At 75.2% G+C, this 22,217-nt stretch carries 29 protein-coding genes; 13 read left to right on the top strand and 16 right to left on the bottom strand.

From position 1 onward, the window contains the following. Window positions 1-41: 41 nt before the first annotated feature. Window positions 42-545, bottom strand: a complete 504-nt coding sequence (locus tag ACRYM0_RS10035; protein WP_432504614.1) for a DUF4383 domain-containing protein — start codon at window positions 543-545, stop codon at window positions 42-44. Window positions 546-711: 166 nt separating this feature from the next. On the opposite strand from ACRYM0_RS10035, the gene ACRYM0_RS10030 reads away from it, so the two are divergent. The 3 genes from ACRYM0_RS10030 to ACRYM0_RS10020 are packed head-to-tail and all read left to right on the top strand — an operon-like array spanning window position 712 to window position 3,330. Further along, window positions 712-1,512: an ABC transporter permease gene (locus tag ACRYM0_RS10030; protein WP_432504612.1), complete on the top strand. Its 801-nt coding sequence runs from the start codon at window positions 712-714 to the stop codon at window positions 1,510-1,512. Next, window positions 1,505-2,341: an ABC transporter permease gene (locus tag ACRYM0_RS10025; RefSeq protein ID WP_432504609.1), complete on the top strand. Its 837-nt coding sequence runs from the start codon at window positions 1,505-1,507 to the stop codon at window positions 2,339-2,341. The genes ACRYM0_RS10030 and ACRYM0_RS10025 overlap by 8 nt, the downstream gene beginning before the upstream one ends. Continuing rightward, complete coding sequence (locus ACRYM0_RS10020) at window positions 2,338-3,330, top strand: ABC transporter ATP-binding protein (RefSeq protein WP_432504607.1); 993 nt, start codon at window positions 2,338-2,340, stop codon at window positions 3,328-3,330. The genes ACRYM0_RS10025 and ACRYM0_RS10020 overlap by 4 nt, the downstream gene beginning before the upstream one ends. Window positions 3,331-3,354: 24 nt before the next feature. Here ACRYM0_RS10020 and ACRYM0_RS10015 read toward each other — a convergent pair whose 3' ends face one another. Genes ACRYM0_RS10015 through ACRYM0_RS10000 form a run of 4 tightly spaced genes read right to left on the bottom strand, consistent with a single transcriptional unit; the run spans window position 3,355 to window position 6,104 of the window. Beyond that, window positions 3,355-3,633 (bottom strand): YciI family protein, encoded by a 279-nt coding sequence (locus ACRYM0_RS10015; protein ID WP_432504604.1) that lies wholly within the window; start codon window positions 3,631-3,633, stop codon window positions 3,355-3,357. Window positions 3,634-3,673: 40 nt separating this feature from the next. Beyond that, complete coding sequence (locus ACRYM0_RS10010) at window positions 3,674-4,702, bottom strand: amidoligase family protein (protein ID WP_432504602.1); 1,029 nt, start codon at window positions 4,700-4,702, stop codon at window positions 3,674-3,676. Between the two features lie 47 nt (window positions 4,703-4,749). Next, on the bottom strand, window positions 4,750-5,607 hold the full coding sequence (locus ACRYM0_RS10005; RefSeq protein ID WP_432504600.1) for a hypothetical protein: 858 nt from the start codon (window positions 5,605-5,607) through the stop codon (window positions 4,750-4,752). Then, window positions 5,604-6,104, bottom strand: coding sequence for a SigE family RNA polymerase sigma factor (locus tag ACRYM0_RS10000; RefSeq protein ID WP_432504597.1), 501 nt, complete (start codon window positions 6,102-6,104; stop codon window positions 5,604-5,606). The genes ACRYM0_RS10005 and ACRYM0_RS10000 overlap by 4 nt, the downstream gene beginning before the upstream one ends. Window positions 6,105-6,270: 166 nt before the next feature. Here ACRYM0_RS10000 and ACRYM0_RS09995 point away from each other — a divergent pair, with 166 nt between their 5' ends. After that, a complete protein-coding gene (locus ACRYM0_RS09995) occupies window positions 6,271-6,996 on the top strand; it encodes a TIGR03089 family protein (protein WP_432504596.1) in 726 nt (241 codons plus the stop codon). 14 nt (window positions 6,997-7,010) lie between these two features. Then, window positions 7,011-8,111, top strand: coding sequence for an AbrB family transcriptional regulator (locus ACRYM0_RS09990; RefSeq protein ID WP_432504594.1), 1,101 nt, complete (start codon window positions 7,011-7,013; stop codon window positions 8,109-8,111). Here ACRYM0_RS09990 and manA read toward each other — a convergent pair. After that, window positions 8,065-9,270, bottom strand: a complete 1,206-nt coding sequence (manA, locus tag ACRYM0_RS09985) for a mannose-6-phosphate isomerase, class I (RefSeq protein ID WP_432504592.1) — start codon at window positions 9,268-9,270, stop codon at window positions 8,065-8,067. The genes ACRYM0_RS09990 and manA overlap by 47 nt on opposite strands. A 93-nt stretch (window positions 9,271-9,363) precedes the next feature. On the opposite strand from manA, the gene galE reads away from it, so the two are divergent. Next, a complete protein-coding gene (gene galE, locus ACRYM0_RS09980; protein ID WP_432504591.1) occupies window positions 9,364-10,338 on the top strand; it encodes a UDP-glucose 4-epimerase GalE in 975 nt (324 codons plus the stop codon). Between the two features lie 33 nt (window positions 10,339-10,371). On the opposite strand, the gene ACRYM0_RS09975 is transcribed toward galE, so the two are convergent. Continuing rightward, window positions 10,372-11,307: an AEC family transporter gene (locus tag ACRYM0_RS09975; RefSeq protein ID WP_432504589.1), complete on the bottom strand. Its 936-nt coding sequence runs from the start codon at window positions 11,305-11,307 to the stop codon at window positions 10,372-10,374. A 146-nt stretch (window positions 11,308-11,453) separates the two neighbouring features. On the opposite strand from ACRYM0_RS09975, the gene ACRYM0_RS09970 reads away from it, so the two are divergent. After that, window positions 11,454-11,615: a hypothetical protein gene (locus tag ACRYM0_RS09970; RefSeq protein WP_432504586.1), complete on the top strand. Its 162-nt coding sequence runs from the start codon at window positions 11,454-11,456 to the stop codon at window positions 11,613-11,615. A gap of 342 nt (window positions 11,616-11,957) precedes the next feature. Here the strand turns inward: ACRYM0_RS09970 and ACRYM0_RS09965 are convergent, their stop codons facing one another. Continuing rightward, window positions 11,958-12,242 (bottom strand): hypothetical protein, encoded by a 285-nt coding sequence (locus ACRYM0_RS09965; RefSeq protein WP_432504584.1) that lies wholly within the window; start codon window positions 12,240-12,242, stop codon window positions 11,958-11,960. A gap of 159 nt (window positions 12,243-12,401) precedes the next feature. Next, a complete protein-coding gene (locus tag ACRYM0_RS09960; RefSeq protein WP_432504582.1) occupies window positions 12,402-12,698 on the bottom strand; it encodes an antibiotic biosynthesis monooxygenase family protein in 297 nt (98 codons plus the stop codon). A gap of 193 nt (window positions 12,699-12,891) precedes the next feature. Between ACRYM0_RS09960 and ACRYM0_RS09955 the strand changes: the two genes are divergently transcribed. From ACRYM0_RS09955 to ACRYM0_RS09945, 3 genes are all read left to right on the top strand, one after another. Next, window positions 12,892-13,611, top strand: a complete 720-nt coding sequence (locus ACRYM0_RS09955) for a GAP family protein (protein ID WP_432504580.1) — start codon at window positions 12,892-12,894, stop codon at window positions 13,609-13,611. Between the two features lie 222 nt (window positions 13,612-13,833). Next, complete coding sequence (locus ACRYM0_RS09950; protein ID WP_432504578.1) at window positions 13,834-14,715, top strand: hypothetical protein; 882 nt, start codon at window positions 13,834-13,836, stop codon at window positions 14,713-14,715. Between the two features lie 146 nt (window positions 14,716-14,861). Then, window positions 14,862-15,215, top strand: coding sequence for a hypothetical protein (locus tag ACRYM0_RS09945; RefSeq protein ID WP_432504641.1), 354 nt, complete (start codon window positions 14,862-14,864; stop codon window positions 15,213-15,215). Window positions 15,216-15,242: 27 nt separating this feature from the next. On the opposite strand, the gene ACRYM0_RS09940 is transcribed toward ACRYM0_RS09945, so the two are convergent. Then, complete coding sequence (locus ACRYM0_RS09940) at window positions 15,243-15,842, bottom strand: YdcF family protein (RefSeq protein ID WP_432504576.1); 600 nt, start codon at window positions 15,840-15,842, stop codon at window positions 15,243-15,245. A 580-nt stretch (window positions 15,843-16,422) separates the two neighbouring features. Here ACRYM0_RS09940 and ACRYM0_RS09935 point away from each other — a divergent pair. The 3 genes from ACRYM0_RS09935 (at window position 16,423) to ACRYM0_RS09925 (ending at window position 18,216) form a co-directional block, all read left to right on the top strand. Continuing rightward, entirely contained in the window at window positions 16,423-16,953 is a 531-nt protein-coding gene (locus tag ACRYM0_RS09935; RefSeq protein ID WP_432504573.1) for a hypothetical protein, read from the top strand. Between the two features lie 385 nt (window positions 16,954-17,338). After that, window positions 17,339-17,761, top strand: a complete 423-nt coding sequence (locus ACRYM0_RS09930; RefSeq protein WP_432504572.1) for a hypothetical protein — start codon at window positions 17,339-17,341, stop codon at window positions 17,759-17,761. 236 nt (window positions 17,762-17,997) lie between these two features. After that, window positions 17,998-18,216, top strand: a complete 219-nt coding sequence (locus tag ACRYM0_RS09925; RefSeq protein ID WP_432504570.1) for a hypothetical protein — start codon at window positions 17,998-18,000, stop codon at window positions 18,214-18,216. A 235-nt stretch (window positions 18,217-18,451) separates the two neighbouring features. Here the strand turns inward: ACRYM0_RS09925 and ACRYM0_RS09920 are convergent, their stop codons facing one another. From ACRYM0_RS09920 to ACRYM0_RS09895, 6 genes are all read right to left on the bottom strand, one after another. Further along, window positions 18,452-18,781, bottom strand: coding sequence for a hypothetical protein (locus ACRYM0_RS09920; RefSeq protein WP_432504568.1), 330 nt, complete (start codon window positions 18,779-18,781; stop codon window positions 18,452-18,454). 274 nt (window positions 18,782-19,055) lie between these two features. After that, a complete protein-coding gene (locus ACRYM0_RS09915; protein ID WP_432504565.1) occupies window positions 19,056-19,253 on the bottom strand; it encodes a hypothetical protein in 198 nt (65 codons plus the stop codon). Window positions 19,254-19,445: 192 nt separating this feature from the next. Then, window positions 19,446-19,661: a hypothetical protein gene (locus ACRYM0_RS09910; protein WP_432504563.1), complete on the bottom strand. Its 216-nt coding sequence runs from the start codon at window positions 19,659-19,661 to the stop codon at window positions 19,446-19,448. Between the two features lie 59 nt (window positions 19,662-19,720). Next, window positions 19,721-20,161 carry a grhN gene (locus ACRYM0_RS09905; RefSeq protein WP_432504561.1) on the bottom strand — a complete coding sequence of 147 codons (441 nt, stop codon included), beginning with the start codon at window positions 20,159-20,161 and terminating at the stop codon, window positions 19,721-19,723. A 58-nt stretch (window positions 20,162-20,219) separates the two neighbouring features. Further along, the gene (locus ACRYM0_RS09900; RefSeq protein WP_432504560.1) at window positions 20,220-20,648 is read right to left on the bottom strand and encodes a DUF6157 family protein; all 429 of its coding nucleotides are present in this window, start codon (window positions 20,646-20,648) and stop codon (window positions 20,220-20,222) included. Window positions 20,649-21,419: 771 nt separating this feature from the next. Then, window positions 21,420-21,911, bottom strand: a complete 492-nt coding sequence (locus ACRYM0_RS09895) for a hypothetical protein (protein WP_432504558.1) — start codon at window positions 21,909-21,911, stop codon at window positions 21,420-21,422. Window positions 21,912-22,217 lie beyond the last annotated feature (306 nt).

The raw sequence follows: 22,217 nt of genomic DNA, 5'->3' as shown, positions 1-22,217 counted from the left end.
GGCCGCCGACCCGCTCCGCCGGAGCCGGCTTCAGCGGCCGCTCACTGCACGTCGCCGCCGGCGGTGGGCCCCGCGTACGTCTGCGCCGTGCCCGTCGAGGTGCGGCGGGGCATCAGCAGCCCCAGCAGGACCATCCCGGCGCCGAGGCCCAGGTGCAGCCAGTCGTCGGCGGCGTTCAGCGGCACGAAGTTCGCCCGGGCGTCCTCGGCGACGACGAGGCCGTACACCCACAGGCCCAGGTAGGCGACGCCACCGACGAGCAGGTACGCCTTCGCGGCGTCCGCCCAGCGGGCCAGGACCACCCCGAGCACCCCGAAGAGCAGGTGCAGGAGGTTGTGCAGGACGGAGACCTGGAAGACACCCAGCAGGTGGGCGTGGGAGTCGGGCCCCGCCCAGGACAGCTGCTCGTAGCCGGTGGTGATCCCGGGGACGAACCCGAGGACGCCGACGACGAGGAACGCGATCCCGACGAGGAGGGACGTCAGCTGGACCGGGGAGCGGTGCACGGACAGGCGCGAGGACGTCGAGGTGCGGGTGCTGCTCACGGGGAACCCCTCCTGGAGCGAGGACGAGACCTGCACGGCGGGCACGCGGGTCCGGCCCGTCCCCTTCCACGGTAGGCACTGCGGGGCGGGCGGCAAGGTGAACCGCGTCGCACCCGGCCCGCCGCTGCCTCCTGCGGACCGCGCGCCGCCGCTAGGGTCCTCGCTCGTGCCGGTGACCGCCTACCCCGTCCTGGTGGTCGTCGGGTTCCGCCGCTACTCCGCCTACCGCGCCGCCACGGCCGCCGGTGCGCTGGCGAACACCGTCTTCGGCGCGGTGAAGGCCGCCGTGCTCACCGGCACCGTGGTCGCCGCCGGCGGCAGCGTCGCCGGGTACGGCGTCGCGCAGGCCGCGACGTTCGCCTGGCTCAGCCAGGCGCTGCTCGCCCCCCTATCGGTCTTCGCCGACGACCGGCTGGCGCGGCGCGTGCGCACCGGCGACATCGCCGTGGACCTGGCTCGGCCCGTGGACCCCCAGCTGGCCGCCTGGGCGGACGACCTGGGGCGCGCCGCGTTCCAGCTGCTGCCGCGCGGCCTGCCGCCGCTGGCCGTGGGCGCCCTGAGCACCGGCCTGGCGCTGCCCGGCGAACCCGCCGGGTACCTGCTGGGGGCGCTGTCCCTGGTGCTGGGGGTGTCGATCTCCTTCACGCTGCGCTGGGCCGTCGGCCTCACCGCGTTCTGGCTGGTCGACGTGCGCGGGATCCTGCTGCTGTACACGGTGTGCGCCACCGTCCTGACGGGTCTGGCGGTGCCGGTGGCGTGGTTCCCGCCGTGGCTGGCGGCCCTGGCGGCGGCCACCCCGTTCCCCTCGGTGCTCCAGGCGCCCGCGGACGTGTTCACCGGCGTGGTCACCGGGACGGCGGCGCTGGGCGTGGTGGCCGTGCAGCTGGCGTGGCTGGCGGGCCTCGTCCTGCTCGGCCGGGTCCTGCTCGGCGCGGGGTCGCGGCGGCTGGTGGTGCAGGGTGGCTGAGGACGTGACCGAGGACGTGGCCGGGCACCGGGCGGCGCTCGCGGCGTACCGGGCGGTGCTGGCCTCCCGGGTGCGGGCGCAGCTGACGTACCGGACGTCGTTCGCGGCCGACGTGCTGGCGAACGTCGGGGTGGGCGTCAGCGAGTTCGCCACCCTGTACGTGGTGTTCTCCCGGGTGGACTCCCTCGGCGGGCTGGACGTGTGGCGGGCCGCGCTGGTGTTCGCGCTGGCGAACCTGGCGTTCGCGTTCGCGGACCTGCTCGTCGGGCACCTCGACGAGCTGCCCCGGCACGTGCGGGAGGGCACCCTGGACGCGTTCCTGCTGCGCCCGCTGCCGCTGCTGGCGCAGCTGGCCACCTCGGAGGTGTCGCTGCGGCGGCTGGGCCGGGCGGCGGTGGCGCTGGTCGTCCTGGTCGTCGCGCTGCCGCGGGCGGACGTGGAGCCCTCCGCCGCCGTCGCCTGGCTGCTGGCCTCCTCGGTGCTGGGCGGCACCGCGGTGTTCTCGGCCCTGTTCGTCGCCGCCGGAGCCCTGCAGTTCTGGCTCGTGGAGGGCCGCGAGGCGGCGAACGCCTTCACCTACGGCGGCGCGAACGCCGCCCAGAACCCCGCCTCCCTGTACCCGGGACCGCTGCGGTGGGTGTTCACCCACCTGGTGCCGGCGAGCTTCGTGGCCTACCTGCCGGTGCTCGCGCTGACCGGGCAGCCCGGTCCCGCGGGCCTGCCGCCGTGGCTGGGCTGGTGCACCCCGTTGGCGGCGGCACCGGTGTGGGCGGTGGCGCTGCTGCTGTGGCGCGGCGGGGTGCGCCGGTACACGGGGGCGGGCTCGTGAGCGCGCCCCCGCGCGAGCCGGGGGAACCCGCGCTGGAGGTGCGGGACCTCGTGCGCGAGTACGTCCTGCGGGTGCGCGCGGGGCGCCTGCGCCGGCGCCGCCACGTCGTGCGCGCCGTGGACGGGCTGTCCCTGCGGGTGGGGCGCGGCGAGTCGGTCGGGTTCATCGGCGCCAACGGCGCCGGCAAGTCCACCACGGTGAAGCTGCTCACCGGCATCCTCGTGCCCACCTCCGGCACCGTGCGCACCTGCGGGATGGACCCCGCCGCGCAGCGCCGCGACCTCGCCCGGCGCATCGGCGTGGTGTTCGGCCAGCGCAGCCAGCTGTGGTGGGACCTGCCGCTGGCCGAGTCGTTCCGCCTGCTCGCCGCGATCCACGGCCTGCCGGCCGCACGCCGCCGCGCGCGCCTGGACGACCTCGTCGAGCGGCTCGACCTCGCCGCGTTCCTGCCCACCCCCGTGCGGCAGCTCTCGCTCGGGCAGCGGATGCGCGGGGAGGTCGCCGCGGCGCTGCTGCACTCCCCCGAGCTGCTCCTGCTGGACGAACCCACCATCGGCCTGGACGTCCTGTCCAGCGAGCGGCTGCGGCGCTTCCTGCGCGGCGAGCGCGAGACGCACGGCACGACGCTGCTGCTGACCACCCACGACATGGGGGACGTGCAGCGGCTGTGCGACCGGGTGCTCGTCGTGGACTCCGGGCGCCTCGCCTACGACGGCGACCTGCCGGGACTGGCGCGGCGCGTGGGCGCCCGCCGCGTCCTGGTGGTGGACCTGCGCGAGCCCGCCCCGCCGCTGCACGTGCCCGGCGCGGAGCTGGTGGCGGTGGAGGCGGAGGGCCTGCGCCAGCGCCTGGCGTTCGACCCCACCGCCACCACCGCCGCCGAGGTCCTCGCCGGTGCCTCGCGGCTGGTGGAGGTGCGGGACCTGTCCGTGGAGGAACCCGACGTCGCCGACGTCGTGCGGCAGCTGTACGCGTCCGCGCGCCGCTGAGACCGGGTCCGTGGCGTCCCCCGGTCAGAGGGAACCGGCGAGGCGCCCCAGGATCGGGTTCCAGCCGACGACGCGGCGCTCGGCGACGATCCCGCCGGTGGTGAAGGGGTCCTCGTCCAGCAGCGCCTCCACGGCGGTCGCGTCGTCCGCCTCGAACACGAGGACGGCGCCGTCGGCGTCGGTGGGCCCGGACAGCACCAGGCGCTCGCCCAGCCCGGCGAGCCACTCGCGGTGCACGGGGCGCACCTCGTCTCGGGCGGCGGTGTCGGACGTGTAGGCGTAGGTGGCGACGAAGTACGGCACGGGGGTTCCCCTCCTGCGGCGGCGGTTGTCGCCCCGGACGCTACCGCCGCACCGGGACGGGCCCGGCGAGGGCCAGCAGCGCGGCGGCCGCCTCCGCACCGTCCCGGGGGGCCGCCGGCAACGGCTCCCCGGAGCAGAACCGGTCCAGCAGCGCCTCGACGAGCGCGGCCCGGCGCACGACCCCCCCGCCGTCGGCGCAGCCCGGCAGGACCCGCACCTCCAGCGTCGGCGGGCCCGGCCGCACCCCGAGCACGTGGGTGAGGTTCACGTCGCGGAACTTCGAGACGCCCGTGCCCGCCGCGGCGGCGCGCAGCTCCCCCCACCCGGTCCACTCCCGCTCCGCCAGGGCCACCAGCTCCGGCGGCAGCGGGCCCAGGCGCCGGCAGGCGGGGTTGGTGCCCAGCAGGAGCCGCAGCCCGGGGCCCCACGGCCCGAACAACCGCAGCACCCCGCGGAACGCGGCCACGTCGCGGAACGGCGCCGCGTCCAGGTGCAGGTGCACCGCCGCCTCGGCGGGCACGGTGAAACCCAGTTCGCGCGCCGGCGCCAGCAGCGCCTCCAGCGCGTCCAGGTGGTCCACCTCCAGCGGAGGGGTGATCACCTCGCAGGGGCGTTCGCGCTCCCCCGGCAGCGGTGCCGCCATCGCCACGCTCGCCCCGGCACCGTCGTCCACGCGGAACACCGACCCCACCGCGGCGACCCGCGTGCCGAACAGCTCCGCCACCGGTTCCAGCACCGCCCCGATCCCGGCCGCCGGGTCGGTGCGCGCGGCGACCAGGCGCAGCAGGCGAGCGTCGTCGGTGAGCACCCGGTACCAGCCCGGCAGCGGCGCGGCCGAGGGGTCCAGGTCCTGCACGATGGTGGTGTCGTCCACGAGGCGGCACAGGACCGCGCCGTCCGCACCGAGGACCTCGAAGCCCGGCGTCAGGTGCCAGAACCTCTCGACGCCCGCCGTCGCCGACGTCTCGCTGTCGGCGTGGAACACCGGGCGCACCGAGCCGCCGCACCGGCGGGCCAGCTCGTCGGCCAGGTGCCGGCGGCTGGACCCGCGCGGTGCGAGCAGTTCCACCTCCACCCCGGTGCGCCGGTGCAGGACCGGCTCACCGCCGGAGGTGCTCAGGGCTGCACCGGCAGCGTCTCACCGGCCATCAGGCGCTCCCCGGCCAGCGCCTTCGCCTCCCACGGGTCCACGTTCCACGCCTCCCCCAGCTCCACGGCGTCGTCGTAGCCGTACCCGGCCGCGAAGAACGCCTCGCGCTGCGCAGCCCGCTCGTCCGCCGACGCGGGCGGCTGCTCGACGGGCTGCTCCGCGGGCTCGAACGGCAGGTCCTCGCCGGCCAGCAGGTGCGCGCCCGCGGTCGTCTTGGCCTGCGCGGGCTCGACGTTCCACAGCCGCCCCAGCTCCACGGCGTCGGCGTAGCCGTACCCGGCCCCGAAGAACGCCACGAGCTCCTCGTCCGCCGGTGCGGCGACGTACGGCTCGCCGGTGGGCTCCAGTGGGACCGGACGGCCCGCGAGCAGGTCCGCGCCGGCGGTCACCTTGGCCTCACCGGGCTCGACGTTCCACGACCGGCCCAGCTCCACGGCGTCGTCGTAGTCGTACCCGGCCGCGAAGTAGGCCTCCAGGGCCCTGGTCTGCTCCACCGCGGTGCGCGCCGCCTCCCGCAGGGCCTCCTGCCCGCCGGCCTCGGCGGTCGGGCCCGCGCTGGTCCGCACGTCCGGCTGCGTCGCCGGCGCGCCCGAGGCGGCCGGGGAGGCCGTCGACGTCCCCCCCGGCCCGGACCAGCCGCCCCACGAGGCCACGCCGACGGCGCCCACCGCCGCCGCCGCGGCGGGCGCCGCCAGCAGCGCACGGCGCCGGTTCGCCCGCCGGCGGCCCCCCCTGCGCGCCGCGGCCGGCAGCCACGCCGGCGACTCCACGTCCTGCACCGCGGCGGCCATCTCGCGCCGCAGCCGTTCCTCGACCTCGTTCACCACCGGCTCATCGCCTCCTCGTCCTCGTCGGCACCCATGAGCTCGCGCAGCCTGGCCAGGCCCTTGGAGGCCTGGCTCTTGACGGTCCCGCGCGAGACGTCCAGCTCGTCCGCGATGCGCTCCTCGGACCAGTCCTCGAAGTAGCGCAGCACGATGACGGCCCGCTGCCGCGGCGGCAGCTTCCGCAGGTGGTCCACCACGTCCGCGCGCACGGCCCGGTCCGCGGCGCCGTCGGGGACGGGCCGCCCGTGCCAGCCCTGGAGCTCCACCTCCCGCGGGCGCCGCGCCACCCGCCGCCACCGGTCGGTGACGGCGCGGGTCATCGCCGTGCGGGTGTAGGCGTGCGGGTCCTCGATGGAGCGCCACCGCACGTAGGCCCGCTCCAGGACGTCCTGGACGAGGTCCTCGGCGGCGGCGCGGTCGCCGGTGAGCAGCAGCGCGGTCCGCAGGAGCCGGCCGCCGCCCGCGGCGACGAACTCCTCGAACGACCCTTCCACGGCCCCTCCTCGCGACGACTGCCCTCTGAGACGCCGCACACCCCCGCCAGGTTGCCCCACCCACGACGAGACCCGCGGTGATCAAGGAAGTTGCAACTTCCTTGATCACCGCCATGACCACCGCCACGTCGGGCGGGGCGGGCGGGGTGGGCCGTAGCGTGGGGGCGTGCCGCCCTCCGCCCCCCGCTCGGTGCCCGCGCTGCTGCAGACCCTCGTCGCCGGCGACCCCACCGCGCCCCGCCTGACCTTCTACGGCGAGCGGTACGCCGACACGGGAGAGCGCGTGGAGCTGTCGGCGCGCGTGCTGGCCAACTGGGTCGCCAAGACGGCGAACCTGCTGGAGGAGGAGTTCGACGCCGGTCCCGGCACCCGCGTCGCGCTGGACCTGCCGGCGCACTGGCGCACCCTGGTGTGGCAGCTGGCGGTGCTGTCCACCGGCGCGCACGCGCTGACGGGCGCGCACGAGGACGCCGACGTCCTGGTCTCGGCGAGCGCCGCGGCGCTGGGGGACGGCCCCGCCGACCGCGTCGCCGTGTCCCTCGCGCCGCTGGCCACGTCGTTCGGCGCGGAGCTGCCGGCCGGGGTCCTGGACTACGCGCGGGTCGTCACCGGTTACGGCGACGTGCACGCCCCCCTGGCGGAGCCGGCGCCCGGCGACGGGGCCCTGGACGGCCTGACCCACGGCTCGCTGCTGGCCGAGGCCGCCGCCGCCGGCGCCGCCTGGCCGGTGGGGGTGCGCCTGCTCACCGACGTCGGCCCCGCCGACGCGGTCCGCGGCCCGCTGGCCGCCTGGTGCCGCGGCGGCTCCGCGGTGCTCACCCCGGACCTGGACGCGCTGCCGGAGGCGGTCGCCGCGCAGGAGCGGGTGGACGCGCGGCTGCCGCGCACCTGACCGTGCCGCCCGCGGTGCCCCGTTCCGGCGGGGCGGGGACCGTCGTGCACGCCGTGGTGCTGGCCGCGGCGACCGTCGCCGCCTCCGCCGCCCTGGCCGCTGCCGGCCTGCCCTCGCCCACGCTGTTCGCGGGGCTGCTCACCGGGCTGCTCGACGCGCTGCTGCTGCCGCGCCCGCTGCCCCTGCCGCGCGGCACCGGGACGGCGGCGCAGGCCGTCGTCGGCGTCACCATCGGCACCCTCGTGCAGCTGTCGACGCTGGCCGCGCTGGGGGAGCACTGGCTGCCCGTGCTGCTGGTGACCCTGGGCACGCTGGCACTGAGCCTGGGCACCGGTGCGCTGCTGGGCCGGCACCGCGACGTGGACGCCGTCACGGGCGCGTTCGCCCTGGTGGCCGGCGGGGCGAGCGGCCTGGTCGTCATGGCCCGCCAGCTCGGCGCGGACGAGCGCGTCGTGGCGGTGGTGCAGTACGTGCGGGTGCTGGTGGTGGTGCTGTCCCTGCCGGTGGTGCTGCACGTGGCGTTCGGGGTGCGCGCGCAGGGGCCGCAGGGGCCCGCGGCGGGCGGCCCGCTGTGGGCGGGCCTGCTGCTGCTCGCGGTCTGCGGCGTCGCGGGGCGGTGGCTGGGCCGGGTGGCGCACCTGCCGGCGGCGTCGCTGCTGGGGCCGATGCTGCTGGCGGCGGCGCTGTCGCTGGGGGGCCTGGCCGGCGCGGCGCGGGTGCCGGGCACCCTGGAGGCGCTGGCGTACGCGCTCATCGGCCTGCAGGTGGGCCTGCGGTTCACCCCGGCGAGCCTGGCGAGCGTGGCGCGGGTGCTGCCCGCGGCGCTGGCGCTCATCGTGGCCGGTCTGGCGGGCAGCGCGGGCCTGGCGGCGCTGCTGTCGGCGACGACGGGGCTGCCGCTGCTGGACACGTACCTGGCGACCACGCCGGGCGGGCTGTACGCGGTGCTGGCCGCGGCGGTCGGTTCCGGCGCGGACGCCACGTTCGTGCTCAGCGTGCAGGTGCTGCGGCTGCTGGTGATGCTGCTGGCGGCGCCGGTGCTGGCGCGCGCCCTGGCCGGCGGGGTGCTCAGGCGCCGCCGGGGCCCGCCGCCACCAGCCGTCCCGACCCCGTGAGGGTCAGCGGGTGCTCGGCGGCCGTGGCGAACACCGAGCGCCCGCGCGCCAGGTCCACCTCCCCCGCCGTGGACGCCACCCGCACCTCGCCCTCCAGGCACAGCAGCGCGCGCGGCACCGCGCGCTCCCACCGGGTGCGGGCGCCGGGGCGCACCCGCAGGACGCTCAGCGCGAAGTCGTCGACGTCGCCGGGGGCGAAGAGCTCCTCGTCGTCCGACACGCGCCGCGGCGGCAGCAGCGGCGGCGGCAGCACCCGGAAGTCCAGGACCCGCAGCAGCTCGGGCACGTCGACGTGCTTGGACGTCAGGCCCCCGCGCAGCACGTTGTCGGAGCTGGCCATGAGCTCCACGCCGGTGCCCGACAGGTAGGCGTGCACGTTGCCCGCCGGCAGGTACAGGGCCTGTCCCGGTGCCAGGCGCACCTGGTTCAGCAGGGTGGACACCAGCACGCCGGGGTCGCCGGGGTGGTGCCCGGCCAGCAGGGCGACGCAGCGCGCGGAGTCGTCGTCGACGTCGCGGCAGGCGGTGGCGACGGCGCCCACCAGGGGTGCGGTGGCGTCCTCGGCGGCGGCCAGCAGCCGGGTGGTCGCGGCGCGCAGGGCGGCGCCGTCGTCGGCACCGGCGAGGTCGTGCAGCAGCCCGGTGAGCAGGTGGTCCGCGGCGGGCGGCAGCGGCGGCAGGTCCAGGCCGGTCAGCAGCTCGCGGGCCGCGGCCGGGGAGCGGAACCCGGCCACGGCCGCGAACGGCTCCAGCGCGTACAGCAGTTCAGGTTTGTGCTCGTCGTCGCGGTAGAGCCGGTGCGGGGCGTCGGGCGCGACGCCGGCGGCCTCCTCCTCGGCGTACCGGCGCTGCGCGGTGGCGCGGTCGGGGTGGGCCTGCAGGGACAGCGGCGCGGCCGCGGAGAGCACCTTCAGCAGGAACCCGAGCCGGTCGCGGCGGCGCTGCGGGCCCAGCACGCCCGCCGGGTCGGCGGCGACGACCTCGTCCAGCGGCCGGGGCGCGCCCCCGCCGGCGGGTGCGGCCAGCGAGGGGGCCGAGGGGTGGGCGCCGATCCACAGCTCCGCCTGCGGTCCGCCGTCGGGTTCGGTGCCCAGCAGGTCGGGGATCGCTCGCGCGCTGCCCCAGGCGTAGGGCTGGACGCGGTTGTCGAGGACGAACACCCTGCGCACCTTAGGGAACGGGGTGCGCCCACGGGGGTGAACGGCCGCCGCGGAACACCCGGACGGCCGCCGCCCGTGGCTACGATCACGGGCATGAGCGTTCTGGTGACGGGCGGTGCGGGGTTCATCGGCTCCCACGTGGTGCGGCTGCTGCAGCAGCGCGGCGAGGACGTCGTGGTGGTCGACGACCTGTCCAACGGCCGGGCCGAGCGGGTGGGCGACTCCCCCCTGGTGCAGGTGGACCTGGCCGCCGAGGGTGCGCAGGAGGTGCTGCGCGGCGCCTTCGCCGAGCACTCCGTGGACGCCGTCGTGCACTTCGCCGCCCGCAAGCAGGTCGGCGAGTCCGTCGAGAGGCCCGCCTGGTACTGGCAGCAGAACGTCGGCGGGCAGGCGAACCTGCTGCAGGCGATGCAGGACGCGGGGGTGGGCCGGCTGGTCTTCTCATCCTCCGCCGCCACCTACGGCGCCCCGCAGGTCGACGTGGTGCGCGAGGACGGCCCCGCCGAGCCCATCAACCCGTACGGGCAGACCAAGCTCGTGGGCGAGTGGATGAACCGCGCCGCGGGGGTGGCGTGGGGGCTGCGCTCGGCGAACCTGCGCTACTTCAACGTCGCCGGCGCCGGCTGGCCGGACCTGGGCGACGCGGTCGTGATGAACCTGATCCCCATCGTGTTCACCGCGCTGGACGCCGGCCGCGCCCCGGTGGTGCTCGGCGACGACTACCCCACCCCCGACGGCAGCTGCGTGCGCGACTACGTGCACGTCCTGGACCTGGCCGAGGCGCACCTGGCCGCGCTGGACCACCTGGCGGGCGGGGCCGCCGAGGAGGGGCACGACGTCTTCAACGTCGGCACCGGTGCGGGCGCCTCCGTCTTCGAGGTGCTGCGCGTGGTGCGGGAGGTCACCGGGATCGACGTGGAGCCGGAGGTGCGCGAGCGGCGCGCCGGGGACCCCCCGCAGCTGGTCGCCGACGTGACGCGCATCCGCGAGGAGCTGGGCTGGACGGCCTCGAAGGACCTGCACGACATCGTCTCCTCCGCCTGGGAGGCGTGGCGCGCCGCGCGCTGAGCCCCGCACCACCGCTCGCGCGGGGCCGCCGGTTCAGCCGTGCGGCAGGAGCACGCTGATGAGCAGCACCACGGGCACGCACAGCACCGTGGTCAGCAGCACCGTGTCGCGGGCCAGCTCGACCCCGGCGCCGTAGCGCACCGCGAAGGTGAAGACGTTCTGCGCCGTGGGCAGGGCGGCGACCACGGTCGCGGCGTACGTGCCCGCGGGTCCGACCCCCAGCCCCCACCGGGCCGCCGCGTACGTCACCGCGGGCTGCACGAACGCCTTCAGCGCGGTGGCCACCAGGACGTCGGTGCGCCGCCAGCTCGACGAGACCCGCCCGTGCAGGGACATGCCGAACGCCAGCAGCGCCCCGGGCACCGCGAGCCCGCCCAGCAGCTCCAGGGGGCGGTCGAGCGCGGTGGGCAGGGACGCCCCCGTGGCGCTCAGGGCGAGCCCGGTCGCCCCGGCCAGCAGGACGGGGTTCAGCAGGGGCGCCACGAGGCGGCGCGCGCGGGCGGCGCGTCCCGGTGGCCGCGCGCGCTCCCCGGTGACGTCCAGCACCGCCAGCGCCACCGGGGAGAGCACCACCATCTGCAGCAGCAGCGCCGGCAGCACGGCCGTCAGGTCGCCCAGCACGTACGCGGCCACCGGCAGCCCGATGTTGACGGCGTTGACGTAGCAGGAGGACAGGGCGCCGATCACGGCCTCGCGCACGCCCAGGTGCAGGCGCCGGCGGGCCAGGACCCACCACAGCACCGCGCAGACGGCGACCCCCGCGCCGGTGAGGACCACCTGCTCGGACAGCAGCTCGCGCGGGTCGGTGCCGGCGAGCGTGCGCACGAGCAGCGCGGGGGTGCCCACGAAGAACACCAGCCGCGAGACCACCGCCTGCGCCCCCGGCCCGAGGGCGCCGGTGCGGCCCAGCAGGTAGCCGACGGCCACGACGCTCGCCACGACGACGAAGCCGGTCAGGACACCGCTCACGCTCGCCGGCCGGCGGGGACGGGCGGGGGCAGCGGCACGCCCCGAGGTTAGGGCGTGCCGGGCACGTCCCGGCCCACCACCCGGGCTGGTCCCCGGCACGACGAGCCGCGAGACGCTGGACGCGCGTGAGTGGCGAGGTGCTCCAGGTGAGCGACCAGAACCTCGCAGCAGCGAAGTCCTACGCCGAGCACGCCGCCGCTACGGCCGCGAACCTGAAGCCGGGTACCTGGGAGGCCGTCCAAGCCCTGGCCCTGACGTCGATCGCGCACAGCCTGGCCGCTCTGGCGAGCGGCTCCCCTCGCGACTGAACCTGCGCGGCGCCCGCTCCCACCGCTGCTCCACGGCGCGCGCGGCAGGCTCCCACTGGCCGCCCGCGACCCGCTCGTGCCACGGTGCAGGAGCTGGGCCGACAAGCGCCGAGACGTCAGATCGAAGGTCGCCGACCCCCTCGTGCGGACCGGAGCGGTGCAGTCGGCGATCTACGGCTGGACACCCGGCGACTCGCGATCGGTGCCTTCCCCACCGACGCGGACCACCACCAGCGAGGACGACACCCGCAGACCACCGAGAACCGAGGGCGAGTAGCCCACCGGCTCCCGCGGTGCGCGCTCACGGCGCTGTCGTGGACGCCCACGAACGGCCCGTCGTCCTCAGCGGGCGGCTGCGACCCGACCACGACGGCGGTCGCGGCCCCTGCCCACCACGTGGGTGATCAAGGCGCCGGCCTCGAGGAGCACCCCGACGACGAAGAGACCCGCACCAGCCACGACGGCCAGGGCCCCACCGATGTTGGCGCCCTCACCAGGGGTCAGCGTGGCGTCGGACCAGAGGGCCAGCAGAGCCAGCGCACCCCCCAGGTGCACCAGCACCAACCCGACCCGCGACAGCACCGCGCTCACCGGCATGACCCCTCCCGCCTCGACCCGCTCGATCACCACCGCCCATGCTCGCAGCGCCCGCCCGGGACCGGGCGATCGAGCGCGGCGAGGCGCCAGGACCCTTCGGCGATCGACGACAGGCGTGCCCGGCGCCACTGCTGGGAGGTGCGTTCCGTGTGCGCGGTCGTGCCGCCGACCAGCGTCACCGAAGTCGGCTCAGGCGGTAGCGACCTCGCGGTAGTGCTCCACGGTGGGGAACGGGTCGTAGAAGTGGTGCAGCAACCGCCTCCACTCCTGGTACTGCGCTGATCCCCGGAAGCCCTCGGTGTGGTCCTCGAGGGTGTCCCACTGCACCAGCAGCAGGTAGGCGTCGGGACGCTCCACGCAGCGGGACAGCGTGAGGCGTCGGAAGCCGGGCATCGCGGAGATGATCGTCTTCGCCTTCGAGAAGGCGACCTCGAAGGCGTCGGCTCGGCCGGCTCGGACGTCGAGGACGGCTTGCTCCAGGATCACGGTGTCCATCCTTCCCGATGGACGTGCGCTGGCGGGCGTGGGCACTCCAGCGGTGGATGCCGATCCCCCACCCGATCGACTGATGCAGCTGCCGACGACCACCCAAGAGAGTCAGCTGCGTGAAGGCCCCGCCACCACGACGAGCGGAACCGGACCCCGCGCTGGACACGAAACAGACCGCCAAGGAGGCGCGGTGCTCTCCCTCATCCTGCCGATCCTTGGCCTGGCCGCCCTCGACAGCCTCAACCCCTCAGCGATCACCGTCACCCTCCTGCTGATCCTGCGCGCCGCCGAGCGCCGCGCCCACCCCGCTCATCTCGTCCTGCCCTACCTCGCCGGCATCTTCCTCACCATGATCACGGGCGGCGTCCTGCTGCTCCTCGGCCTCGACGCAGCCCTCACCACGGCGCAGGATTCGGTCTCCCCACGCACCACCTACGTCATCCGACTCGTCGTCGGCGCGGCCCTGCTCCTCGTCGGGACCCTGACACCCACCCGCTCAGCGCGCCCACCCCGCACGAACGACGCCGCCACTGCCTCCCCGGGACGGCTGCTACTGCTGGGGCTGGCCGTCACCGTCGTCGAATTGCCCACCGCCGTCCCCTACCTGGCCGCCCTGGGCCTGATCGGCAGCTCCGACCTGCCCCCGATCCAGTGGGTTCCGCTGCTGGTGGGCTACAACGGCGTGGTCGTCCTGCTCCCGCTGGCTCTGCTGATCGCCAGTCGCCTGGTCGGGGCGCGGTTCCAGACCTGGGCGCAGCGCCGATCGCAGTCCCTGGCCCGCTCCGGACGCGGTCTGGTTCTCACCCTGGCTTTCGTGGTCGGTCTCTACCTGACCGCCGACGCGGCCTACTACTTCGACTTCTTCGGCGTGGTCGACATCCCGCAACCACACCCAGCCCGACAGGGGTGAGCGCGACCAGCCACCCGCGCAGCTAATCGCTCGTGCAGGACGGACGCCACCACCTCGCGGTCATGACGCTGACGTGGCGTGCACCATCGCGGACCCCACCCCACTGTGTGCTGCCGGGCGCCCCGCTGAACCGTTCGGCTCCCGCGGACTGTGGCGCACGGAACAGCTCCCAACGCCCGCTCGGCCGTGCCCTCCAGCAGGCCGCAGCGCGATGCTGGTGCTGTGAGCGCGACCGGGCTGAACGGGGAACCGGCACGAGAGGTGACCTCGCGGGTGCGTACCGACGCCTTCGGCACCGGGGCGCTGCGCTGGTGGCGGCGCCTGGCCGGTGCAGGGGTGGTGGCGCTGCTGGCCCTGGCGTTCGGGGCGCTGGCCACCGGCCAGGACGGCACCGACCGCGACAGCGGTTGGTGGGCGCTGGTCGTGGTGGCGTGCACGTACGTCGGGGTGCTGCTCTCGCGCCTTCTCAGCGGCGCCGCGCGCGGGGCGGGGCTGCTGGGCCGGCACGCGCTGGCCGGTGCCGGGCTGGGTCTGGTCCTGGCGGTGGTGCTCGACGTCGCCTTCTACAGCGCCGACGTCGGCTCGCTGCTGGTGCTCTTGGTGCCGATCGGCCTGCTGGCCGGTGCCCTGGTGGGGGCGGGAACGGCCGCGCTGGCGCTGCTGGTGCCGCCCCGCGCCGCGGCCGCGGTGGCGCTGGTGGGGGTGGTTGCCACCGCGGCGCTGGCGTGGCTGACCTTCCGCCCCGCCGCGCCGTACGACCTGTTCGCGGTGGACGCCACCGAGCAGGTGACCGCCGCCGGTGGTGCCGCCGGGCTGGCCGAGCGCGTGGTGCAGACCGTCGACCGCACCGCCGCCGGCGCTGACCTGCGCACCGCCCCGGCGTGGGAGGTCGTCGCCGAGGAGGCATCAGCAGGGTTGAGCCAGTCGCAACCGCACCTGGTGTTCACCCCGGCCGAGGACCTGGCGCTCTCCCGGGCCACCGGGCAGGCGGTGCGGCTGGTCACCGTGCGGGTGCGCGGCGAGAGCGCGGCGTGCGTGGTCATCGACGCGGACGCCGCCGACGTGCTGGGCGGAGCCTGCGAGGACTTGGACCTGGTGCGTTGAGGAGCTCAGGCAGCAAGAGCAGCCTCAACGCTTTCCCGCCACCACCCGCATCACGCTCATGGCGCTGACCAGCGCTTTCCGCCAACACGGCCAGGCTTCGACGAGCTGGTAGGAGCACGCCGCAGCGCCGTAGCCTCGGTCCGGTGATGAGAGCAGCCGGACGAAGCACCCTGCACGCTCCACCACCCCACGTCCTCTTCGACGCGTTGGCCCACCCCGGCCAGGACCCGAACCGCCCCTGGCTGCTGCTGCACCCCGACGAGCAGCAGCCGGACGTCATCGCGGCCGAGGAACCGACGTCGCTCACCTGGTCGTCGTTGTGGCCCGAGCTGCCGACCGCGCGCATCCGCTTCGGCCTCTCCGACGACCCACGGGGAGGTCGACTCACCTGGACGCTGCTGCTGCACGAACCTCTCAGCAGCGCCGCAGAGGTCCGCCGGCTGCGCTACCGCATCGACCAGCTCGTCAACGGCAACCTCCGGGACCGGTTCGACGGCTGAGGGCTCGACCGCTCGCTCATGCCGCTGTCACGCAGCAGCGATCCTGGGCATCAGGACGCGCCCGGCGGTGCGCGCCAGCGCGTAGGCGAGGGTGGCGGCCTTCCACCCGCTGCGCTCCCCGAAGCGGTAGTCCGCAGCCGGCACCAGCCGTTGCGCCAGGTCCGGGCGCAGCCGGGCCAGGTAGCGCCGCGCCCTGCCCGCGTGCGTGGGCGCGGAGGCGATCACGATGCTGCCCGCCTGCTCGAGCTGGTCCAGGCAGTGCTGCACGTTCTGCCAGGTGCTGCGCGCGGCCTCCTCCAGCTCGATGCGCTGCGCCGGCACCCCGAGGACCTCGCGGGCGTGATCGGCCATGACGCGCGCCTCGCTGGGCTCGCCAGGAGCGCCGGTGCACCCGCCGGTGAAGAGCAGCCGACCGTGCACCGGGTGCATCGAGCGCACCGCGATGTCGGTGCGCCAGCGCTGCATCGGGTGCAACTGCCCGCCGGGGCGGCTGGGGCTGCCGAGCACCAGCACCACCTGCGGGCCCGGCACCAGCCGTGCACCGCGCTCAGGGCCGCCCGTCGGCCAGCCGTGGCGGGAGGCGTGCCACTGCACCAGCTCAGCGATCAGGACGACCGCCGCGGGCAAGACCGCAGCAGAGGACGCGACGGCCACCGGAAGCGACAGGTGCAGCGAGCGAGACACATGACGAGCATCCGGTCACGCACCGCCGTCAACGGAGGCGACACGCACGGTCATCCCGCGAGGTGCGTGCAGTGGCAACTCAGCCGAAGAAGTCGAAGGCATGGATGAGGATGTTGGCGCCCAAGCCCACACCGAGGGCCAACGCCAAACGGCGCCACCACGCTCGACTGCCCACCGGACGTAGCCCAGGCTCCTCGACGAGCCGTAGCCGCTCAGCCACCCGCCACGCACGAGATCGCTGGCGCTCCATGCCACCACGGTAGGGGCCACCTTGCGGCACGCCCGCTCTTGCCGCGATCCGCGCCATAACGGCAGCTCGACGATCTTGCTCTCATGTCGATGACCGAGCGGTCGCTCGAGGCCGCGATCACCTGCCGGGCGCCGAGCTGCAGGCCCCGCTGACCACCACCGCCGATCCCGATTCCGCCGGTCGTTCGTTCGCCCGTTGCCCATCGGCGTGAGCCGAGGGCATGCAGACTCGACACCGAGGACACCGCTCTCCAACCAAGACGAGGAGCACCACGTGCGCTACGGACGGAGCACGCTCGGCGCCGTCGGCGCCCTCACGCTGATCATGATGACGCTCACTGGCTGTGGCGGTGAGATCCACGACGCTGAAGATCAATTGAGCGAACACTTCCTGGACCCCCTCACCAGCGCCGGCATCGCCCAGACCGTGGAGAGCACCTGCCGCTACGGCACTCCCGTCGAGGCGGTCTGGCACCTGCAGGCCACCGTGCAGCTGCAGGCGGCCAAGCAGGACGTCGCCGACGTTCTCGCCGATGCCGGGGTCGTCGTCGAGCCTGACGCCGACCTGCGCTTCGTGTGGCAGGAAGGCACTGAACCGGGCGGCGGCGGTGGTCCCCGGTGGCCCTTCTCCGGCAAGGGCCACTACGGCTGGCACGGCTCCATCAGCGCCGAGGGGGAGGGGACGAGCTTGCGGGTGGTCTTTAACAACGCCGAGCACACCGGCCTGCAGGACGGCATCGGCTGGGCGGAGGTGTGCCCCGGGACGACACCGGGTGCCGCCGCGGGGACGGCCGCGACGTCGTGAGCTGCAGGTGCCTCAGTCGGTACTAGGGCGGGGCCGGTGATCTCGCGCTCAGCGCGCGATCATGGACGCCGGCGACTCGCGCTCTTGTCGATGAGCACCTGTTCACGCGGCCGCTCATCGACCTACCGTCAAGGGCGTGCGGCTACCCCTGCCCAACCGGATGAACGCCCAGCACAGCGGCACCCCCGTCTTCGTCGTGCTCAGCCTGGCCATGGGCGTGCTGACACTGGCGACCCGTCCCTGGTCCGGTGTCCCGCGCGGGGATGATCCCAACGATCCGAATGATCGAAGTGCTCTGATCCTGCCGCCACTCGCAGAGCCAGTGCCCCCCGCGCAGGACAGTGCGCCGGGCACCGCACCCACCCGGCCCACCGCGTCCTGGTCCGTGCAAGGCCCCCTGCTGACCCTGCACACCACCAGCACGACCAGCGCCACCGCCTCGGTGCACGGTGAGCTCGGCCACCGCCACGGCTGCCTGAGCATCGGTGAGTACCCCGCCATCTGGCCGCACGGCACCACCTGGGACGAGGCGTCGCGCACCCTGACCCTGCCCGACGGCACCCGTGCACCGATCGGCACACCGCTGGACGGTTCGGGCGGCTACGTCAGCGTCGAGCACATCCTCACCCGCAACGCGCACGAGCCCCGTGGGCACCAGGCCGGCGCACAAGAGCTCGCGGCATTCCTGACCGGGCACCTGGACCCCACCACCCAGGTAGTCACGCTGGGCAGCATCAGCATCCACAGCGCCCACAGCAACCAGCCGCGGCACCAACACAGCCGACTGCAAGGACCCACCGCCTCCTGAAGGCCGCACCGGCAGGGCACTGCACCGCTCACAGCAGCGCCAGCGCACCGCGCGGTCATGACGCTGCACTTGCTCATCAACCTGCCCATCCTGATCCCGGCGACGGCAGCTTCCTGAGCACTGGAGCGACGAGATGGCCCCATCGAGTTCACGGTCATCCCGCTGGCCTGGACGTCCCGCGACCGCCCTCCCCTGCCGACGAGCGAGCACCGGCTGCCCCAGGCATCGTGGCTCGCATGGCCGTCTGGCACTTCACCGTCGAAGGGCACCAGTGGGTGGTGCGTGAGCGGGAGAGCGAGCCCGGCACCTACGACGCCGACCGGCTCAGCGGCCCCCACCCGTACGGCTTCACCTCGAAGTCCTCCGACGGCTCGGCGATGGCACCAGCAGAGATGGAAGTAGCCATCGCGGACTTCCTCACCGGGGTCAACCCGCGAACCGGCTACCTCGACTGACGGCCGGGCGCCGAGCACACACCCGGCCGCACGGTTTCGGGCAACCTGGGCCGGTGGGTGAACGCCGTCCCGGTCCGGTCACCCGTGCCGGGAACGAGCGACTGGCCGAGCTGCGCCGGCGGGTCGTCGAGCTGGTGGTCACCAGCGTGCTGAAGCCTGAGGAGATCGAAGACCTGAGCGTGCACTGGGGCGTCGCCGGTCGCCCCGGCGACGCGACCACGGTGCCGGGTGCCGGTCACGGGTGCGGGGTCGACGACACCCCCAGGCTGCGGTCGACCTCCGCTCGCGGCCACACCGGCACCTGTGCCAGGTGTCCACGGAGGAAGGCCGCCTCCTCCTCGTCCAGGCCGTACGAGCCGTCCAGACCGTCGGCACCACCACCGGCGTGCGCCATCGACCAGGCGACGCGGCACGCACCGGGATGCCCTCCCGGGGCCGCGCACAGCGCTCGCGCGAGGACCTCTTGCAGCGCGTGCACCTGCTCGGGGGTGGCCAGGACGTCCACCACGATGCGGAAGGGCTGGCGGGCGTCGTCCGTGGGCTGCTGCAGCGAAGGCTCCGGCACGCTCTCGACGCTAGCCCGGCAACCGGTGAGCACCGCTGCTTCCCCACCGGTCGTGCACGCGGTCACGGCGCACCCGGTGCGCTTCGGCACCTCCTTCGCCGGCACCGACCACGACGCCGCCTTCCCGGATCGATCGCCGGCCTGCCGGGCCCGATGCCCGAGCTGCACCGACGTGGGCTGCGCGCTCGTGCCGAGGTGCTGGTGCTCCCGCCGAGGCGAACCGCTCCTCGAACGAGCGAAGACGCCGTGGCCGATGACCTCGCTGAGGACGCCTTCAGTCCGTTGAGTCCGCGGCACGGGGCTGCCCCGCCTGACGCACGTGCTCCAGCACCCAGCGCATCGCCTCGCGCCGCTCGGCTCCGGTGCCCTCGAGCAGCCGCTGCACGTGCGGGGGCATCTCGTCCTTGCTCATCCACCCGCTGCGGGCCGCAGGACGACCGGAAGCGCCGGCGGAGGTGCTCTCCTCGCTCACGCCCCCATCGTGCTGGGCCCTGCCCGCCGACGACAGCCCCGGACCACCGGGGCACGCACCCCCTGCGCCAGGAGACGTCGACCGGGACGCGTCCGCACACGGCCCCGGCCCTGCGCCCGCGCTGGAACGACCGCGACGGCCTGGTCGACACCATCGACACCCGGCTGCGCCCGACCGGCAGCGGCGGCGTGACTAGCCGGCCTCCTCCTCGCGGGAGCGCCTGACGTACCAGGCGGCGAGGAAGTAGAGCCCCACGACCGTGAAGGTGATCTTGACGAGCCACATGAGGGGGCTGCTGTCGCCGTGCCACAGGGTCCACGACAACGCCGCGAGGGCCGCGTAGAGCATCCCCGCCCGCTTGGACTGCTCCAGCGTCTTCGTCGCCCGCCACCAGGGTTGCCTCGCCATGGCGAACAGTGTGACGCGCCGGCGGGGTGCGCGGGGCGCCGGCGGCGGGCGCGGCCCGCCTAGCGCAGGAGCAGGACGTTGCGCTGCGCGGCGAGTTCCTCGTCGCCGGGGTCGTGACCGGGGGCGATGCGCAGGGCGAGCTGGGCCGGGGTGGTGCCCGCGGCGAAGGCGGCGCGGAACCACCCGCCCACCTCGGCGGGGTCTTCCACCAGGCTCGCGCGCACCGCGCTGACCCGCCCGCCGGTGAGCAACCCGGCGGGCGCTCCGCCGCGGAAGTTCACCCGCCACGGTGCGCCGGTGAAGACCAGGCGCTGCCCGGCGACGTCGTGCACCCCCACGGGGACCTCGAAGCGGCGTCCGCTGCGCCGGCCGGTGAACCGCAGCACCGCCACCGGCAGGCGGGAGCCGAACCGGGTGGGGGCCAGGAAGCGCACCACGGGGTTGGCGACGCGGTCGATGATCCATTGGGGAGGGCGCCGGTCCTGGACCGTCGGGCTCACGCGTGCTCCTGGTTCGGGGTTCGGGGCGAGGGCGGGACGGGCGGGGTCGGCGCCGCGCTCACCCGGCGCGGCGTGAGCGCATCGCCTTCAGCTGGGTCAGGGAGGCGTCGGCGCTCAGCCGGGCGTACTCCGGGGAGTCCACGGCGTGCAGGGTGATGCGACCGTGCTCGTCGTGGTGCAGGCCCCAGCCGTAGGTCTTGGCCAGCGGCGAGGCGCGCAGGCAGGCGCGGGGCTGGGCGAAGTACTCGGCCATCAGCTGCTGCAGCTCCTCGGCGGGCAGCTGCTCCAGCTCGTCGACGTCCTCGCGGGCGCGCAGCCGGGGCGAGCAGGCCAGCAGCACCTCCTCCTGCGTGTAGTGCCCGGGGCGCGCGGTGAGCATGGCGTGCTGCACACCGGCCACGGTGGGCCGGGTCCGCGCGGGCGGCACCTCACCGGTGCCCGCTCGGCAGTCCTCGGCCACGGAGATGAAGGTGTCGCGGTAGCCCACGCCTCTTCCTACCGCACGACACCGGGAGGGCGGGGCGGCCTGGCGTCAGCCGCTACTCGAACTGGTCGTGACCGGGCCTTGTTGCTGGAACGTGGACCGACGGTACCGACGACGATCATTCGCCGGGTGCGTTCTGCGGACGTGCAGCCGGCAGCCGGGGCCGCTGCTCCCCCGCTCCCGGAGCGCGGCACTCCCGTGCGTCGGAACCTGTGGCGGACAGCGGCGCCGCGGGCGAGCGCGGGCACGCCGGGGCGGCCCGACACTCCTCGAGCGCACCGGCGACGGGGTGCGGCGAGACCGTCCAGCACCCGTGGTGATCCCGCACTGTTGAACCCTCGACCGTGCGAGATCACCACGGAGGGGACGTCACGACATCGGCAGGAGCGGGCGCCGGCGCCCGTTCACGCGTGCGTGCGTCCGGGCGCCGCGCGCGTGGTGGAGCATCGGGGTGTGAGCGGTGCAGGCCCGGGTGAGCGAGAGCCCGTCAACGCCCGGGGCAGGCTGAGCTCGGGGGATCGGGTGCGGCTCAAGGCGGTGGACGAAGAGGATCGCTTGAGCGGGCTGACGACGGATGTGGTCGGGGTGGTCCACGTGGAGCTCGCTGTCGGTGGCTTCCTCGTCAGCTTCCCCGTGGCCGGCGGCTTCGTCTTCAGCGAGGAGGAGCTGGAACGGGTGGACTGACTGCCGCGGCCCCGTGCGCAGCCGGTCGTCCCTGGAGCGTCTTGGTGCTCTGCCGGCGTCGAGAGCCTGCGGTGCGGGTCTCCGCGGGGTTCAGCGGCCTGTGTTCCTGGACAGGGTGAGGGTGTGCTCGGTGCGGGGCAGGCCAGCTCGTGGCCAGGAGATGCTCAGGCGCACCCGGGCATCGGCGGGCAGTTCGGCGATCCAGTAGCGCGCGTGCATCGTCAGGCGCACCTCGCCGGTGCCGTTGTCCTGGTGGGTGCGCACCGAGCGCTGCTTGGCGTGGACCTGGTCGGCCAGGTCGTTGATCGTCACGTGCAGCACCGGCTGGGAGCCGAGGTCGGCTGTGCCGCCGGCCGGGTCCAGGGGGTCGCGGGACCGGTCGAGCAGTTGCCGCTGGGCGGCTCGGGCGGGCGCGCCGTCGGCGTGCAGGTTCAGGTGCAGCATCAGCCCGGCGGGGTGGGCGTGGGCTTGGACGTGGTCCAGTTCGGCGCGGATGCCGGGTGCTTCGCTGAGCAGCAGCGGGCCGTGGGCCTGCACGCCGGTGTCGTCCGGTGGTATGGCGGGGACCCATCGTCGCGGCACGGCTCCACGGTGACCGTGATCGAGCGTGGGGGCAACGCCCGGATCGACGGATCCGGGCGGTCGGCGACGTCCTGGCCAGCGGGATGACCGGGCGTGCGGAGCCGCGGCGGACAGCGGTGCTGCAGGCGGGAGCGAGCACGCCGGGGTGGGCCGTGGCTGCTCGGGCGTGTCGGTGGTGGTCTGCAGCGAGACCGTCCGGCACCCCGTGGGGGGGGGGGGGGGGGGGGGGGGGGGGGGGGGGGGGGGGGGGGGGGGGGGGGGGGGGGGGGGGGGGGGGGGGGGGGGGGGGGGGGGGGGGGGGCGGGG

This window comes from Kineococcus arenarius subsp. arenarius (genome assembly GCF_050871845.1).
Taxonomy (GTDB): Bacteria; Actinomycetota; Actinomycetes; order Actinomycetales; family Kineococcaceae; genus Kineococcus.
This window is presented reverse-complemented; position numbering and strand designations above follow the sequence as displayed.